Origin of the sequence: Pseudomonas fluorescens (assembly GCF_030344995.1) — a bacterium.
Lineage (GTDB): Bacteria > Pseudomonadota > Gammaproteobacteria > Pseudomonadales > Pseudomonadaceae > Aquipseudomonas > Aquipseudomonas fluorescens_BF.
This window is the reverse complement of record NZ_CP128260.1, coordinates 2952569-2968198: the sequence shown is the minus strand read 5'-3', so window position 1 is coordinate 2968198 and position 15630 is coordinate 2952569. Positions and strand designations below refer to the sequence as shown.

Annotated in this window: 11 protein-coding genes; 9 read left to right on the top strand and 2 right to left on the bottom strand. The window is 61.0% G+C overall.

The window, feature by feature from the left end:
• Positions 1-111 precede the first annotated feature (111 nt).
• The 5 genes from QR290_RS13270 (at position 112) to QR290_RS13250 (ending at position 6620) form a co-directional block, all read left to right on the top strand.
• Positions 112-1743, top strand: coding sequence for an APC family permease (locus tag QR290_RS13270; protein ID WP_289205145.1), 1632 nt, complete (start codon positions 112-114; stop codon positions 1741-1743).
• Between the two features lie 22 nt (positions 1744-1765).
• A complete protein-coding gene (locus QR290_RS13265; protein WP_289205144.1) occupies positions 1766-2692 on the top strand; it encodes a 4-hydroxyproline epimerase in 927 nt (308 codons plus the stop codon).
• A 55-nt stretch (positions 2693-2747) separates the two neighbouring features.
• Positions 2748-3695, top strand: a complete 948-nt coding sequence (locus QR290_RS13260) for a dihydrodipicolinate synthase family protein (protein ID WP_064595748.1) — start codon at positions 2748-2750, stop codon at positions 3693-3695.
• Positions 3696-3775: 80 nt separating this feature from the next.
• Positions 3776-5368, top strand: coding sequence for an aldehyde dehydrogenase (NADP(+)) (locus tag QR290_RS13255; RefSeq protein WP_289205143.1), 1593 nt, complete (start codon positions 3776-3778; stop codon positions 5366-5368).
• A complete protein-coding gene (locus tag QR290_RS13250) occupies positions 5358-6620 on the top strand; it encodes an NAD(P)/FAD-dependent oxidoreductase (protein WP_289205142.1) in 1263 nt (420 codons plus the stop codon). The genes QR290_RS13255 and QR290_RS13250 overlap by 11 nt, the downstream gene beginning before the upstream one ends.
• Positions 6621-6628: 8 nt before the next feature.
• Here the strand turns inward: QR290_RS13250 and QR290_RS13245 are convergent, their stop codons facing one another.
• Positions 6629-7804: a XylR family transcriptional regulator gene (locus QR290_RS13245; RefSeq protein WP_289205141.1), complete on the bottom strand. Its 1176-nt coding sequence runs from the start codon at positions 7802-7804 to the stop codon at positions 6629-6631.
• A 188-nt stretch (positions 7805-7992) separates the two neighbouring features.
• On the opposite strand from QR290_RS13245, the gene xylA reads away from it, so the two are divergent.
• The 4 genes from xylA (at position 7993) to QR290_RS13225 (ending at position 13225) form a co-directional block, all read left to right on the top strand.
• Positions 7993-9309 (top strand): xylose isomerase, encoded by a 1317-nt coding sequence (gene xylA, locus QR290_RS13240; protein WP_289205140.1) that lies wholly within the window; start codon positions 7993-7995, stop codon positions 9307-9309.
• A 142-nt stretch (positions 9310-9451) separates the two neighbouring features.
• The gene (xylF, locus tag QR290_RS13235) at positions 9452-10453 is read left to right on the top strand and encodes a D-xylose ABC transporter substrate-binding protein (protein WP_115077499.1); all 1002 of its coding nucleotides are present in this window, start codon (positions 9452-9454) and stop codon (positions 10451-10453) included.
• 78 nt (positions 10454-10531) lie between these two features.
• A complete protein-coding gene (gene xylG, locus QR290_RS13230) occupies positions 10532-12088 on the top strand; it encodes a D-xylose ABC transporter ATP-binding protein (protein ID WP_289205139.1) in 1557 nt (518 codons plus the stop codon).
• A complete protein-coding gene (locus tag QR290_RS13225; protein ID WP_115077497.1) occupies positions 12089-13225 on the top strand; it encodes a sugar ABC transporter permease in 1137 nt (378 codons plus the stop codon). It begins immediately after the preceding gene.
• Between the two features lie 116 nt (positions 13226-13341).
• Here the strand turns inward: QR290_RS13225 and QR290_RS13220 are convergent, their stop codons facing one another.
• Positions 13342-15618, bottom strand: a complete 2277-nt coding sequence (locus QR290_RS13220; RefSeq protein ID WP_289205138.1) for a hypothetical protein — start codon at positions 15616-15618, stop codon at positions 13342-13344.
• Between the last annotated feature and the right edge of the window lie 12 nt (positions 15619-15630).

Below are 15630 nucleotides of genomic sequence, written 5' to 3'. Positions count from 1 at the left end.
TCATCCGCAGCTGCGCAAAACATCAATCGCCCGACGCCCGATGAGTTCACTGTTTAGCCGTTCCAGTGACTTCACACCTGCCTATCCAATAACTCACAAGAAGGCGATGCCATGTCAGGCCAAGGCAAGTTCAAAAAACAACTTTCATTGATCGACCTCACCTTTATCGGACTGGGGGCGATCTTCGGTTCCGGCTGGTTGTTCGCGGCCAGTCACGTGTCGGCGATTGCCGGCCCGGCGGGGATTTTTTCCTGGTTGCTGGGCGGGTTCGCCGTGTTGCTGCTGGGCATCGTCTACTGCGAACTCGGCGCGGCATTGCCCCGCGCTGGCGGTGTGGTGCGTTACCCGGTTTACAGCCACGGGCCGCTGCTCGGTTACCTGATGGGTTTCATCACGCTGATCGCGTTTTCCAGTCTGGTGGCGATCGAGGTGGTTGCATCGCGCCAATACGCGGCGGCGTGGTTTCCCGGCCTGACCAAGGCTGGCAGCGGTGATCCGACCTTGCTCGGCTGGCTGGTGCAGTTCGGCCTGCTCTGCGTGTTCTTCCTCCTCAACTACCGCAGCGTGAAGACCTTCGCCAAGGCCAACAATCTGGTCAGCGTGTTCAAGTTCATCGTGCCGCTGCTGGTGATCGGCGTGCTGTTCACCTTCTTCAAACCGGAGAACTTTCAGGTTCAAGGCTTCGCACCGTTCGGGCTCTCGGGCATCGAGATGGCGGTCTCCGCCGGCGGCGTGATCTTCGCCTACCTCGGCCTGACCCCGATCATCTCGGTGGCCAGCGAAGTGAAGAATCCCCAGCGCACCATTCCGATTGCGCTGATCCTGTCGGTGCTGCTCTCCACCGCGATCTACGTGTTGCTGCAAACCGCCTTCCTCGGCGGCATACCGACCGAATTGCTCGCCAATGGCTGGGCCGGGGTTTCCAAGGAATTCGCCCTGCCGTACCGCGACATCGCCCTGGCGCTGGGCGTGGGCTGGCTGGCGTATCTGGTGGTGGCCGATGCGGTGATCTCCCCCAGCGGCTGCGGCAACATCTACATGAACGCCACGCCTCGGGTGATCTACGGCTGGGCGCAGACCGGCACGTTCTTCAAGGTCTTCACCCACATCGATGCGAAGTCCGGTATCCCGCGTCCGGCGCTGTGGCTGACCTTCGCCCTGTCGGTGTTCTGGACCTTGCCGTTCCCGTCCTGGGAAGCGTTGATCAACGTGGTGTCCGCCGCGCTGGTGCTGAGTTACGCAGTGGCGCCGGTGTCCGTCGCCGCTCTGCGCCGCAATGCGCCCGACATGCCGCGCCCGTTCCGGGTCAAGAGCATGGGCGTGCTGGGGCCGGTGTCGTTCATCATCGCTGCGCTGATCGTTTACTGGTCGGGCTGGAACACTGTGTCCTGGCTACTCGGCCTGCAAATCCTGATGTTCGTCGTCTACCTGCTCTGCGGCCGCTTCGTGCCGACCGCCCACCTCAACCTGTCCCGGCAAGTGCGCTCGTCCGCGTGGCTGATCGCCTTCTACGCGGTGACCATCGTCCTGTCGAAACTCGGCACCTTCGGCGGTCTGGGCATCCTCACCCATCCGTTCGACACCCTGGTCGTCGCGGCTTGTGCGATGGGCATTTATTACTGGGGCGCGGCCACCGGCGTACCGGCACACCTGCTGCGCCTGGAATCGGAAGAGGATGAAAGCGAAGTCGCTGCGACGTCCCCTGCTTCTGCTGCCAACCCGCGCGCTGCCGGCGCTTACTGAAATCACTCAACGGGACCTGTCCATGAAACGAGTACACGTCATTGATTCCCACACCGGCGGCGAACCCACGCGTCTGGTGATGAAAGGTTTTCCCGATCTGCCCGGCCGCACCATGGCCGAGAAACGCGACGCCCTGCGCAACCAGCATGACCAATGGCGCCGCGCCTGCCTGCTGGAACCGCGCGGCAACGATGTGTTGGTGGGCGCGCTGTATTGCGAGCCGGTGTCGCCGGACGCCACCTGCGGCGTGATTTTCTTCAACAACGCCGGTTACCTCGGCATGTGCGGCCACGGCACCATCGGCCTCGTTGCATCGCTGCAACACCTGGGGCTGATCGCGCCGGGCGTGCACAAGATCGACACGCCGGTCGGCCCGGTCAGCGCAACATTGCATGAAGACGGCGCCGTGACGCTCGGCAACGTGCCCGCCTATCGCTCACGCAAGCAGGTGGCGGTGGAAGTGCCGGGATACGGCCGCTTCCTCGGTGACGTCGCCTACGGCGGCAACTGGTTTTTCCTGGTCTCCGAACACGGCCAGACGCTGACGCTGGACAACGTCGAAACCCTGACCGACCTCACCTGGAAAATGCTCAAGGCCCTCGAAGAGCAAGGCATCCACGGCGAGGACGGCGCGGTCATCGACCACATCGAACTGTTCGCCGATGACGCCGAGGCCGACAGCCGCAATTTCGTCATGTGCCCCGGCAAAGCCTATGACCGCTCCCCTTGCGGCACCGGCACCAGCGCCAAACTCGCTTGCCTGGCCGCCGACGAAAAACTCGCGCCCGGCGAGCGCTGGGTGCAGGCGAGCATCACCGGCAGCCAGTTCGAAGGCCGCTTTCAATGGGAAGGCGAGCGCATCCGCCCTTACATCACCGGCCGCGCCCACATGACCGCCGACAGCACGTTGCTGATCGACGAAACCGATCCGTTCGCGTGGGGCATCTGAGCCGCCGCGCTGCATTTTCAACCCCCTCTGAATGACCGTTCCAAGGAGAACAATAATGAGCGACAACATCTTCACCGGCTGCATGCCGGCCCTGATGACCCCGTGCACCGCCGCGCGCAAACCGGACTTCGATGCGCTGGTGGCCAAGGGTCGTGAGCTGATCGACATCGGCATGAGCGCCGTCGTGTATTGCGGCTCCATGGGTGACTGGCCGCTGCTCACCGAAGCCGAGCGTCAGGAAGGCGTGGCGCGGCTGGTGGCGGCCGGGATTCCGACCATCGTCGGCACCGGCGCGGTCAACACCCGGGAAGCGGTGTCCCACGCGGCCCACGCAGCCAAAGTCGGCGCGCAGGGCTTGATGGTCATTCCTCGGGTGCTGTCCCGTGGTGCTTCGGCGGCGGCGCAAAAAGCCCACTTCGCGGCGATTCTGCAAGCCGCGCCGAACCTCCCGGCGGTGATCTACAACAGCCCTTACTACGGCTTCGCCACCCGCGCCGACCTGTTCTTCGAGCTGCGCCGTGAATACCCGAACCTGATCGGCTTCAAGGAGTTCGGCGGCGGCGCCGATCTGCGCTACGCCGCTGAAAACATCACCTCCAAGGACGATGACGTGACCCTGATGGTCGGTGTCGACACCCAAGTGGTGCACGGCTTCGTCAACTGCAACGCCACCGGCGCCATCACCGGCATCGGCAACGCCCTGCCCCGCGAAGTGCTGCAACTGGTGGCCCTCAGCAAGCAGGCCGCCAAGGGTGACGCCAAGGCCCGACGTCAGGCCCGCGAGCTGGAATCGGCGCTGGCGGTGCTGTCGTCCTTCGACGAAGGCACGGATCTGGTGCTGTATTACAAACACCTGATGGTGCTCAACGGCGACAAGGAATACACCCTGCATTTCAACGAAACCGATGCCCTCAGCGACTCGCAACGCCGTTACGCGGAAGCCCAGTACACGCTGTTCCGTCACTGGTACGAGAACTGGTCGGCGGAACAGAACTTCGCCTGACCTGCCGCTGCGCTCAAGCCCGCCGCCACCCGCGGCGGCGGGCCTTATTCGTGACCTGCTTTATTGATAAGGAATGCGCCATGACTCTGACGGGCCAACTGCTGATCGGTCAGCAAACCCTCACCGGCGACCGCGACGTCATCCACGGGATCAACCCCGCCACCAACTCGCCTTTGGAGCCGGCTTACGCCGGGGGTTCCGCCGAACATGTCGAACAGGCCTGCGCACTGGCCTGGGCGGCGCTCGACCGTTATCGCGAGACATCGCTCGAGGCACGGGCCGAATTCATTGAAACCATCGCGAGCGAAATCGAAGCGCTCGGTGATGAACTGATCGACCGCGCCGTGGCCGAAACCGGCCTGCCGCGCCCGCGCCTGCTGGGGGAACGGGGCCGCACCTGCCAACAACTGCGGTTGTTTGCCCGCACCGTGCGGGCCGGTGAATGGCTGGATGTGCGAGTCGACACCGCACAACCACAGCGCCAGCCAATGCCGCGTTCGGATCTGCGTCAGCGGCAGATTCCACTGGGCCCGGTGGCCGTGTTTGGCGCGAGCAACTTTCCACTGGCGTTCTCGGTGGCCGGTGGCGATACCGCATCGGCGCTGGCCGCCGGTTGCCCGGTGATCGTCAAGGCCCACGGCGCCCATCCTGGCACCAGCGAACTGGTCGGCCGCGCCGTAGCGCGGGCGGTCAAGGCCTGTGGTTTGCCGGAAGGTGTGTTCTCGTTGTTGTACGGCTCCGGCCGTGAAGTGGGGATTGCGCTGGTCAGCGATCCACGGATCAAGGCCGTCGGCTTCACCGGATCGCGCAGTGGCGGGCTCGCGCTGATTAAAGCAGCACAAGCCCGGCCAGAGCCGATTCCGGTGTATGCGGAAATGAGTTCGATCAACCCGGTGTTGCTGTTTCCAGCAGCGCTGCGCAATCGCGCCGAGGCATTGGCCCAAGGTTTTGTGGCTTCGCTGACATTGGGCGCCGGTCAGTTCTGCACCAATCCCGGTCTGGTCATTGCCCGCCAAGGGCCGGCGCTGGATGCCTTCATTGGCGCTACAACCGAACTGATCCAGCGCAGCCCCGCGCAGACCATGCTGACGCCGGGGATCTTCAACGCCTACGAATCCAGCATGCATGCCCTGGCGGAAAATGCCCGGGCGCGGATTGCCGCTGTCGGCCAACAAGCAACCGATCCGAATCAGGGCCAGACTCATGTGTTCGTCACCGACGCCGCCGACTTCCTCGCCGATCATTCGTTGCAGGCCGAAGCCTTCGGCGCCGCGTCCTTGATCATGCAATGCGCCAGCGACGCTGAAATCCGCCAAGTGCTCGAACAGCTGGAAGGCCAACTGACCGCCACGCTGCATCTCGATGACGAGGATCTGGAACAGGCCCGCGCATTGCTGCCGACCCTGGAGCGCAAGGCCGGGCGCCTGCTGGTCAACGGCTGGCCGACCGGGGTCGAAGTCTGCGATGCGATGGTGCATGGCGGGCCGTTCCCGGCGACTTCCGATTCGCGCACCACGTCAGTGGGTACGGCCGCGATCCTGCGTTTCCTGCGCCCGGTCTGCTACCAGGATTTCCCCGACAGCCTGCTGCCGACCGCGCTCAAACACGCCAATCCACTGTCGCTGCGTCGCTTGCTCGATGGCCAAAGGGAAACCGCGAAAAATGCCGAATAACCCGCACGACATCGCCGTGGTCGGCGCCGGTATCATCGGCGTCGCGAGCGCCCTGCGCCTGGCCCGTCAGGGCTTGCGGGTGGTGGTGATCGATCCGCAGGAACCGGGCCACGGCGCCTCGTTCGGCAACGCCGGGCACCTGGCGACCGAGCAGGTGTTCCCGATTGCCGACAGCTCGATCCTCAAACGCCTGCCCGCCATGCTCATGGACCCGATGGGGCCGCTGCGCCTGGACTGGAAATACCTGCCCCGCGCCCTGCCCTGGTTTGCGCGGCTATTGCTGAACCTGCGCTCGGCGCCGTTCCAGCGCACCGTTGCCGGATTGCGCGCGCTGAATGAAAGTTCGCTCGACGCCTGGCAGCGCTTGCTCAATGACATTCAGCGCCCCGACCTGCTGAAGATGGAAGGTTCGCTGCTGGTGTTCGAACGCCCCGACTCGCGTCCGGCCCTCGAAGCATTACAGCGACGCATGCAACAGCAACAGGTGCCGGTCGATTGGTGGCAGGCCGGTGCGATACGCGAAACCGCGCCGCAACTCAGCGAACAGATTCAGGGCGGACTGTTTTTCCCGAACACCGGGCATTTCATCAATCCCTACCGCGTCGTGCGTGAGTTGGTTGAAGCGGCGAAAACCAGCGGCGTGCAGTTTGTGAAGCAGACGGTTCAGGGCGGGCAACTCCATGAGCATGGCGTCAACCTGATGACCGGCACCGGCACCCTGTCCGCTCGCCAGGTGCTGATCGCCTGCGGCGCCCACTCGGCCAAACTCACCGCCGCACTGACCGGCAAAAACGTCCCGCTGGACACCGAGCGCGGCTATCACCTGATGCTGCCCCACGAACACAACCGACTGCCCTTCCCCGTCACCTCGCTGGAACGCAAATTCATCATGACCCCAATGTCCGAAGGGCTGCGTCTGGCCGGCACCGTCGAATTCGCCGGCCTCGAAGCGCCACCGACCATGGGGCGCGCGTGGCAGTTGCATCGGTTGAGCAAGGGGTTGTTTCGCAAGGATCTGAATGTGGACGCGGCCACGCCGTGGATGGGGTTTCGGCCATCGCTGCCGGATTCGTTGCCGGTGATCGATCGGGTGTGTGACGGGAAGGTGCTGCTTGCGTTTGGGCATCAGCATTTGGGGTTGACGCAGGCGGCGGTGACGGCGGAGATGGTTGGGGGGATGGTTTTGCCGTCGGCGCAGTACACGGCGCGTATTCTTCCGTCGAGCGAGGCCTATCGGCTGGATCGCTTTTGAGTGGCCGTCTATCGGGCGCCCTGCTGATACTCACGGGGCGTACACCCGAACTCCCGGCGAAACACCGTGTGCAGGTACTGCGCGGATTTGAAACCGCACGTGCGGGCGACGTCCGCAATCGGCGTGTCGGTTTTTTCCAGCCCGCGAGTGGCCGCCGCCAGTTTGAAACGCAGAATCTCGTCATGCACGCTGCAACCACGCACCGCGCGAAAGTGCGACTCCAGCGATGAACGCGACACGCCGACATAAGCCGCCACTTGAGCGGTCTTGATGCCCTGGCAGGCATATTGGCGGATGAATAGCAGCGCCTGCATGACGTAAGGGTTGCCCAACGGTTGATGCAAGCTTGACACCTGGACGTTGATCGCTTCAGGCGGGATCAGGAAATGCTCGCCCGTTGATGGCTTGCCGTGCAGCATCTGATGCAGCAGTTGCGCGGCGGTGCGGCCCATGGTTTCGGTGCCCTGGATCACCGAACTCAGGGGAACCCGGGTCAAGCTGCGGGTCAGCGGGTCGTTGTCGATGCCGATCAACGCCACCTGCTCCGGAACGGCGATGCCGGCGGTCAGGCAGGCTTGCAGCAACTGCCGGGCGCGGGCGTCACTGACCGCGATGATGCCAATGGGCTTGAGCAGGCTCTGAAGCCAGGCGATCAGCTGTTCGACGGCGCTGTCCCACAGCGGCGCACTGGTGCCCATGCCGCGATAGACCTCGGCGTGCAAGCCGTCCCGTTGCATCAATCGCAGGAAAGCCTTTTCGCGCTCCTGAGCCCATCGGTTCGCCTGCGCCTCAGGCAGGCTGAAGCAGGCAAACCGTTGCAGCCCGGCCTCGATCAAGTGCTCGTAAGCCATGGTGATCAGCGCGTTATTGTCAGTCGCGACGTACGGGATGCCTTTGGGATAGGCGCGTTCATCCTGATAAGAACCGCCCACCGCCACCACGGGCAACTTGATGTCGGCCAGCGCCTCGCCAATCAGCGGGTCGTCGAAGTCGGCAATGATCCCGTCACCTTGCCAGCGCTCGATGCCTTTCAACCGGCAGAGAAAATCCTCTTCAAGGAACAGATCCCAGGATGCGCGGGTGCTGCTCAGGTAGTTGCCGATGCCGCTGATGATGCCGCGGTCATAGATCTTGCTCCCGTTGAATAACAGGGCGATGCGGTGAACAGGCGGTACGGTTTTCATTGTTTTTATGCTTGTTCCGGGCCCCTTGCCGTAGAGGCGGTCTGCACAGACTAGGCGCGCAGAGGGCGAATCTCAATACGCAAAATCGCACTCCGTGTTGGTGATTTTCGTAATCGGCAGGCACGGGGCCGTTGCTAGTATCGGGACACGCCCCAAGAACAACAGCCAGAACAACAAGGACATTGCCAATGCCGTACTTCCCCGATGTCGACCGGATTCGCTACGAAGGTCCTGCCAGCGATTCGCCCCTCGCCTTCCGTCATTACGACGCCGACAAAATCATCCTCGGCAAGCCCATGCGCGAACACCTGCGCATGGCTGCCTGCTATTGGCACACCTTTGTCTGGCCGGGCTCCGACGTGTTCGGTGCAGGGACATTCAAGCGCCCGTGGCAACACGCCGGTGACCCGATGGAAATGGCCATTGGCAAGGCTGCGGCCGCGTTCGAGTTTTTCACCAAGCTGGGTATCGATTACTACTGCTTTCACGACACGGATGTCGCCCCCGAAGGCAACTCGCTGAAGGAGTACCGCAACCACTTCGCCCAAATGGTCGATCACCTGGAACGCCATCAGGAAGAAAGCGGGATCAAGCTGTTGTGGGGCACCGCCAACTGCTTCAGCAATCCGCGCTTTGCCGCCGGCGCCGCCAGCAACCCGGACCCTGAAGTGTTTGCCTGCGCCGCGGCCCAGGTCTTCAGCGCCATGAACGCGACTCAACGCCTCAAGGGCTCCAACTATGTGTTGTGGGGCGGTCGCGAAGGCTATGAAACCCTGCTCAACACCGACTTGAAACGTGAGCGCGAACAACTGGGTCGCTTCATGCGCATGGTGGTCGAGCACAAGTACAAGATCGGTTTCAAAGGTGACCTGCTGATTGAGCCCAAGCCGCAGGAGCCAACCAAACACCAATACGATTACGACAGCGCCACGGTGTTCGGTTTTCTCCAGCAGTTCGGCCTGGAAAAGGAAATCAAGGTCAACATCGAGGCCAACCACGCGACCCTGGCCGGTCACAGTTTTCATCACGAAGTGGCGACGGCCGTCTCGCTGGGGATTTTCGGCAGCATCGACGCCAACCGGGGCGATCCGCAAAACGGCTGGGACACCGATCAGTTCCCCAACAGCGTCGAGGAAATGACCCTGGTCACCTATGAAATACTCAAGGCCGGCGGGTTCGGCAATGGCGGGTTCAACTTCGACTCCAAGGTACGCCGCCAGAGCCTCGATGAGACCGATCTGTTTCACGGTCACGTCGGCGCCATGGACGTTCTCGCCCTGTCACTTGAGCGGGCCGCCGCCATGGTGCAGAACGACCAGCTTCAACGGCTCAAGGATCAACGTTACGCCGGTTGGCAGCAGCCGTTCGGCCAGTCAGTGTTGGAAGGCGAGTTCAATCTCCAGACATTGGCCGAGCACGCCTTCGCCCACGAGCTGAATCCGCAAGCCGTCAGCGGCCGGCAGGAAATGCTCGAAAACGTCGTCAATCGATTTATCTATCGCTGATCGCCAATGGGGACTGCGGGCGCTGTGACATTTGCGCGACAAATCTGTAGTCCGTTGCGTCTGCTGATTCTCTACAGTTCCACCAGCCCGATATTCATCGTCAGGCCGTGTCTTTCAAACAAAAATAAAAGGACGCACCACCATGAAGAACGTAAAACGCACGCTGTTTGCCGGCGCCCTGGCGTTGCTTTCGCTGCCGGTTATGGCCGACGCTGCCCACCCGAAAATCGGCTTCTCCATCGATGACCTGCGGCTGGAACGCTGGTCCCGCGACCGGGATTACTTCGTTGCGGCAGCCGAGAAAATGGACGCCAAGGTCTTCGTGCAGTCGGCCGATGCCAACGAGCAAAAGCAGATTTCGCAAATCGAAAACCTGATTTCCCGTGGCGTCGATGTCATCGTCATCGTGCCGTTCAATGCCACCGTGCTGACCAATGCCGTGGCCGAGGCGAAGAAAGCCGGGATCAAGGTCGTGTCCTATGACCGCCTGATACTCAACGCCGATATCGACGCCTACATCTCCTTCGATAATGAAAAGGTCGGCGAAATGCAGGCCAGCGGCGTGCTGCACGCAGCGCCCAAGGGCAATTACTTCCTGCTGGGTGGTGCGCCCACCGACAACAACGCGAAAGTCCTGCGCGAAGGTCAGATGAAAGTGCTGCAACCGGCCATCGACAAGGGCGATATCAAGATCGTCGGCCAGCAATGGGTAAAGGAATGGAACCCTACCGAGGCGCTGAGCATTGTTGAAAACGCCTTGACCCGCAATGACAACAAAATCGACGGCATCGTCGCCTCCAACGACGCCACGGCCGGCGGCGCCATTCAGGCTCTGGCCGCTCAGCAACTGGCCGGCAAGGTGCCGATCTCCGGGCAGGACGCAGACCTCGCAGCGGTCAAGCGGGTGATCTCCGGCACTCAAACCATGACGGTTTACAAACCGCTGAAACTGATTGCCTCCGAAGCCGCCAAACTCTCGGTGCAACTGGCGCGCAACGAGAAACCCGCCTACAGCTCGCAGTACGACAACGGCAGCAAAAAAGTCGACACCATCCTGCTCACCCCGACTCCGTTGACCAAGGACAACATCGACCTGCTGGAACAGGACGGCTTCTATACCAAGGCGCAGATCGCCGGAAAGTGACACTCACTGAGTGATGCCCCCGCGGGCGTTCTGCGCCTGCGGGATCAGTCCAGTATCTGTCGCTTATGAGTCTCTGCCATGTCCGACTATCTGCTGCAAATGAACGGCATCGTCAAAACCTTCGGCGGTGTCAAAGCGCTCAACGGCATCGACCTCAAGGTCCGGCCGGGCGAGTGCGTCGGGCTGTGCGGCGAGAATGGCGCCGGCAAGTCCACGTTGATGAAAATCCTGTCTGCGGTTTATCCCCATGGCACCTGGGACGGTGAAATCCTGTGGGACGGTCAACCGCTCAAGGCGCAATCGATCAGCGAAACGGAAGCCGCCGGTATCGTCATCATTCACCAGGAACTGACGCTGGTTCCCGACCTCTCGGTGGCAGAAAACATTTTCATGGGTCATGAGCTGACGCTACCGGGTGGACGGATGAATTACCCGGCAATGATCCACCGCGCCGAAGCCCTGATGCGTGAACTGAAAGTCCCGGACATGAACGTGTCGCTGCCGGTTTCGCAGTACGGCGGCGGTTATCAGCAACTGGTGGAAATCGCCAAGGCCCTGAACAAACGCGCGCGCCTGCTGATCCTCGACGAGCCGTCATCCGCCCTGACCCGTTCGGAAATCGAGGTGTTGCTGGATATCATCCGCGACCTCAAGGCCAAAGGCGTCGCCTGCGTCTACATATCCCACAAGCTCGATGAAGTGGCCGCCGTGTGTGACACCATTTCGGTGATCCGCGACGGTAAACACATCGCCACGACCGCCATGGAAAACATGGATATCCCCCAGATCATCACCCAGATGGTCGGTCGGGAAATGAGCAACCTCTACCCCACCGAACCACACGACATCGGCGAGGTGATTTTCGAGGCGCGCCACGTCACCTGCTACGACGTCGACAACCCCAAACGCAAACGGGTCGACGACATTTCGTTCAGCCTCAAACGCGGGGAAATCCTCGGCATCGCCGGGCTGGTCGGTGCCGGTCGCACGGAGCTTGTGACCGCGTTGTTCGGCGCCTACCCCGGTCGGCACGAGGGCGAAGTCTGGCTGGACGGAAAACCCATAGACACCCGCACACCGCTCAAATCAATCCGCGCCGGCGTGTGCCTGGTGCCCGAAGACCGCAAGCGTCAGGGGATCATTCCCGACCTGGGTGTCGGCCAGAACATTACCCTGGCCGTGCTGGACAGTTTCTCGAAACTGACCCGCATCGACGCCGAAGCCGAACTGGGCAGCATCGATCGGGAAATTTCGCGCCTGCACCTGAAGACCGCGAGCCCGTTCCTGCCGATCACCAGCCTGTCCGGAGGCAACCAACAAAAAGCCGTGTTGGCGAAGATGCTGCTGACCAGGCCCAGGGTGTTGATCCTTGATGAGCCGACTCGAGGAGTGGATGTCGGCGCCAAATACGAGATCTACAAGTTGATGGGGATGCTGGCCGCCGAAGGCGTGTCGATCATCATGGTGTCTTCGGAGCTGGCCGAAGTGCTCGGCGTTTCCGACCGCGTACTGGTGATCGGCGAAGGCCGGTTGCAGGGCGATTTCATCAACCATGAACTCACTCAGGAACAGGTGCTCGCCGCGGCACTCAGCCAGCCCGACAGCCATAACAATAAAGATCGGAAATCCGCGTAAATGAATCAGGTCAAACAACTCTTCACCCGCTACAAGATGCTCGCACTGGTGTTTGCCGTGGCGCTGATCTGGCTGTTCTTCAGCTGGCAGACAGAGGGCGGATTCCTGACACCGCGCAACCTCTCCAACCTGCTGCGCCAAATGTCGATTACCGGGATTCTCGCCTGCGGCATGGTGCTGGTCATCATCAGCGGCGAGATCGATTTGTCGGTCGGCTCATTGCTGGGCCTGCTCGGTGGCGTGGCGGCCATTCTTGATGTTGTCTATCACATACCGCTGCTGGCGAACCTGAGCCTTGTGGTTGTGTGCGGGCTGCTGATCGGCCTCGCCAATGGCTACATGGCGGCGTACCTGCGCATTCCGTCGTTCATCGTGGGACTGGGGGGGATGCTGGCTTTCCGGGGGATTTTGCTGGGGATCACCGGGGGCACGACCATTGCGCCGGTGTCGCCGGAACTCGTTTACATTGGCCAGGGTTATCTGCCACATGCGGTTGGCGCAGGTCTGGGCGTTCTGCTGTTCGCACTGACGTTGTTCCTGACCTGGAAACAACGACGCAATCGCGCCCTTCACGGCCTGGCGGCACACTCAATGGTGCGTGACGTGACACGCGTGGTGTTGATCGGCGCGGTGCTGGCCGGTTTTGTCCAGACCCTCAACAGCTATGACGGCATTCCCGTGCCGGTCCTGCTTCTGCTGATTCTGCTGGGCGGATTCAGCTACGTGACCAGCCAGACCGTGTTCGGCCGACGCGTCTATTCCGTGGGCAGCAACATGGAAGCGACGCGCCTGTCCGGTATCAATGTACAGGCTGTGAAGCTCTGGATTTTCGGGATCATGGGCGTGATGTGCGCCCTCGCCGGCGTGGTCAACACCGCGCGCCTGGCCGCCGGCTCACCCTCGGCCGGCAGCATGGGCGAACTCGACGCCATCGCCGCCTGCTTCATCGGTGGCACCTCGATGCGCGGCGGTTCCGGCACGGTCTATGGCGCCCTCCTCGGCGCGCTGGTTATCACCAGCCTGGACAACGGCATGTCGATGCTCGACGTCGACAGCTACTGGCAGATGATCGTCAAGGGCAGCATTCTGGTGTTGGCGGTCTGGGTGGATGTGAGTACGCGGACCGGGCGGCGGTGACAGGCTGGGGGTGACGGTTTCGTCGGCCCTCGAGCTGCAAATGAAGTCATCTCTGAAAATGCGAAAAGCCTGCTTTTGAAGGCAGGCTTTTCGTTACGCCTGGAGCTTTCCGATATCTAGGAAGGCATCAGCCAGTGCCGTTCAGTGGTCCACCCGAGAAAAATCTTACAACCCTCCCGCTCTTGGTGAGCTGAAGTCAACCGACACCCAGATACCGCCATGCGCAACCCGATCATGGCGGGAAGAAATCGCCCCTGAAATACGCTGGATTGAGCGGCGAAGTGCACTTCAATGTTTCCAAGCACGCTCTCCAACCGGGACTGATCCAGCATCGACAGGTAAAACATCATCTGGCGCCACGCATACGCTGTGTTCTTCAACATGACCAGACGTGCATGGTAGAACTTGATCTGCATCTGCTGCCGACTGCATATCCATTTAAAACATGCCTCGGCCATTGAACCCAAACGGTCATGTAACAATGTCTTCAGGCCCAAATCATCAAACAGGATTGCCAGGTTTTGCGTGGTCAGTATTTGTTGCTGTTCGATGATCGTGCCGTTGTTCGCTGGTCTCCATCTACCGATATCGGCATTTGCCCGCTGCGCGCACAAACCAGCCAGCACATCACTATTGCTTCGTGAATTCCGCTGCTCGGATAGTGCAGCCAACTGATCCATATCGATATCGTAATAGCGTGCGTAAAGAGATCCGCCCATCAACCGGACTGAACGCTTGGCAGCCTTCACGAACTTGCCGGAGAAAGCGCCCATGAAAATGTCAGCCGCGATCTCCTCTACGAAGGGAAGATCCAGCTTGGCCGATTCGGCAAGCGAGGAAAATTCCTGAAGCAACTTGTTTGGCAGAATGGCCTGAGGAAATGCAACAAGGGTCAACGCGGACGCTTCGATCAAAGCCTGCCTGGCACCTTCAACCGCAAGAGCACCCACCTCGTACTCGCTCTCCAGGGCTTTCACCCAAGGCAAGTCAGCGACTTTCACCTGACGCTGCATGTTCAGCAGCAATAGAGAGCGTCGACGCCTGAACGCACGATAGGTAGCGACGGACAGTGCCCGCAACGCGACGTCTCGATATCCGGCGCTACAGATCTGCGCCGTCATCGCCGGCAGCACTTTCGCCACTGTATCTGCGGATGTAATGACACCATGGTCAATCAACTCTGTAATGGTTCCCTTTCGGCAACGTTCGAGGCGTCGACGAACCGAAGGAGGAATAGTTTCACCCTCCTTCAATGAATAAACCTTCGCCTCTTCGTTGGTGATGGGCGTCAGTAACGGAGCGAAATCAGAGATGCCTTCCGAGACTGGATATCTCGCCAGTCGCGCGGAAGCAGCCTTGGCAATCAGATAGTGTGCCGAAGCTGATACGTGATGACGCTGCAGTGCGCGCTTACTGGAATGATCTTCGGACTCAGGGTGTCCATGCTTGGCTACAAAGTCATCGACAATTTTGCGAATGCGCCCAACCTGGCGCCCCGTTAGCGATGCAGGATCGATAGAGCATTGCTTGAGCGATGCCAGCAACTCCGCCACACGATCACTGGAATTACCCGTAGGGCGAGGATCAGCCTCAGTGACGTTATCAAATTCTGTACCAAGCACCGAAGCGCGCTCGAACCAGCCTTCAGGGTAATACCTGCAAGGCCAACCATCGTTGTACGTCAGCAGGAAAAGCGAGACCGCCGCGTCGTAGAGAGGCAACCTGCGTTCAACAACATGCTTTTGAACGGTAAGACGAGGCTGGGGTAAAAGGACGGACAGGCGCAGGCTGATTTGGCCAGCGTTGAAAACTTCAACTTCCGCCATCGAGAGCGGGCGCTCGTTGGCTGCCGCGGGAAAGAAACGCACTCGTTCGAAGAAAGGCGCGATCTGCTCGATCAACGTCCTGGCCTCTTCAACGCGTTGTTGCCCCAGAAACCAGGCCACTGTCAGCAACGCAGCCTCTTCCGGTACATCGATCCGATAGTCTTCGTTCGTCAATCGCTCTTGCAGCGTTCTGACGCCTTCGTCTGAAAGATGCCACCTATTCAAATCGAGTCGTTCGTAACCCGCTCGAATGCCGGGAATCGATGACGCCAACAGGCGCTCATGAGCGGTCAACTCGCCACCGGCCAGAAGGTTGCCTGTTGCAAAGCCGCCGGTGGCCACTTCCAGCGTGATCCATTCTGGGAGGTCGGCAAACGGTGTTCGCGAGCCATACAGTGCACGGCCATGCATCAGGTTTTCTAGAACCTTTTGCCAGCGTTCGATCCGCGCAAGTGCTTGCGGACTGGCGTCGTTGTCGCGTGCAGTGAGCGCGCGAGACAGTTGAAAGTGCGCATAACCAGCGTTAATTCCGCCGAGCGCACTCGATTCACCCTCAGGCCTGGACATACTTCCTTGTGA

Bases quoted from the DNA above. Each gene is read 5' to 3' on its own strand.
- QR290_RS13270 (WP_289205145.1), top strand. From the start codon at position 112: ATGTCAGGCCAAGGCAAGTTCAAAAAACAACTTTCATTGATCGACCTC.
- QR290_RS13265 (WP_289205144.1), top strand. From the start codon at position 1,766: ATGAAACGAGTACACGTCATTGATTCCCACACCGGCGGCGAACCCACG.
- QR290_RS13260 (WP_064595748.1), top strand. From the start codon at position 2,748: ATGAGCGACAACATCTTCACCGGCTGCATGCCGGCCCTGATGACCCCG.
- QR290_RS13255 (WP_289205143.1), top strand. From the start codon at position 3,776: ATGACTCTGACGGGCCAACTGCTGATCGGTCAGCAAACCCTCACCGGC.
- QR290_RS13250 (WP_289205142.1), top strand. From the start codon at position 5,358: ATGCCGAATAACCCGCACGACATCGCCGTGGTCGGCGCCGGTATCATC.
- QR290_RS13245 (WP_289205141.1), bottom strand. From the start codon at position 7,804: ATGAAAACCGTACCGCCTGTTCACCGCATCGCCCTGTTATTCAACGGG.
- xylA (WP_289205140.1), top strand. From the start codon at position 7,993: ATGCCGTACTTCCCCGATGTCGACCGGATTCGCTACGAAGGTCCTGCC.
- xylF (WP_115077499.1), top strand. From the start codon at position 9,452: ATGAAGAACGTAAAACGCACGCTGTTTGCCGGCGCCCTGGCGTTGCTT.
- xylG (WP_289205139.1), top strand. From the start codon at position 10,532: ATGTCCGACTATCTGCTGCAAATGAACGGCATCGTCAAAACCTTCGGC.
- QR290_RS13225 (WP_115077497.1), top strand. From the start codon at position 12,089: ATGAATCAGGTCAAACAACTCTTCACCCGCTACAAGATGCTCGCACTG.
- QR290_RS13220 (WP_289205138.1), bottom strand. From the start codon at position 15,618: ATGTCCAGGCCTGAGGGTGAATCGAGTGCGCTCGGCGGAATTAACGCT.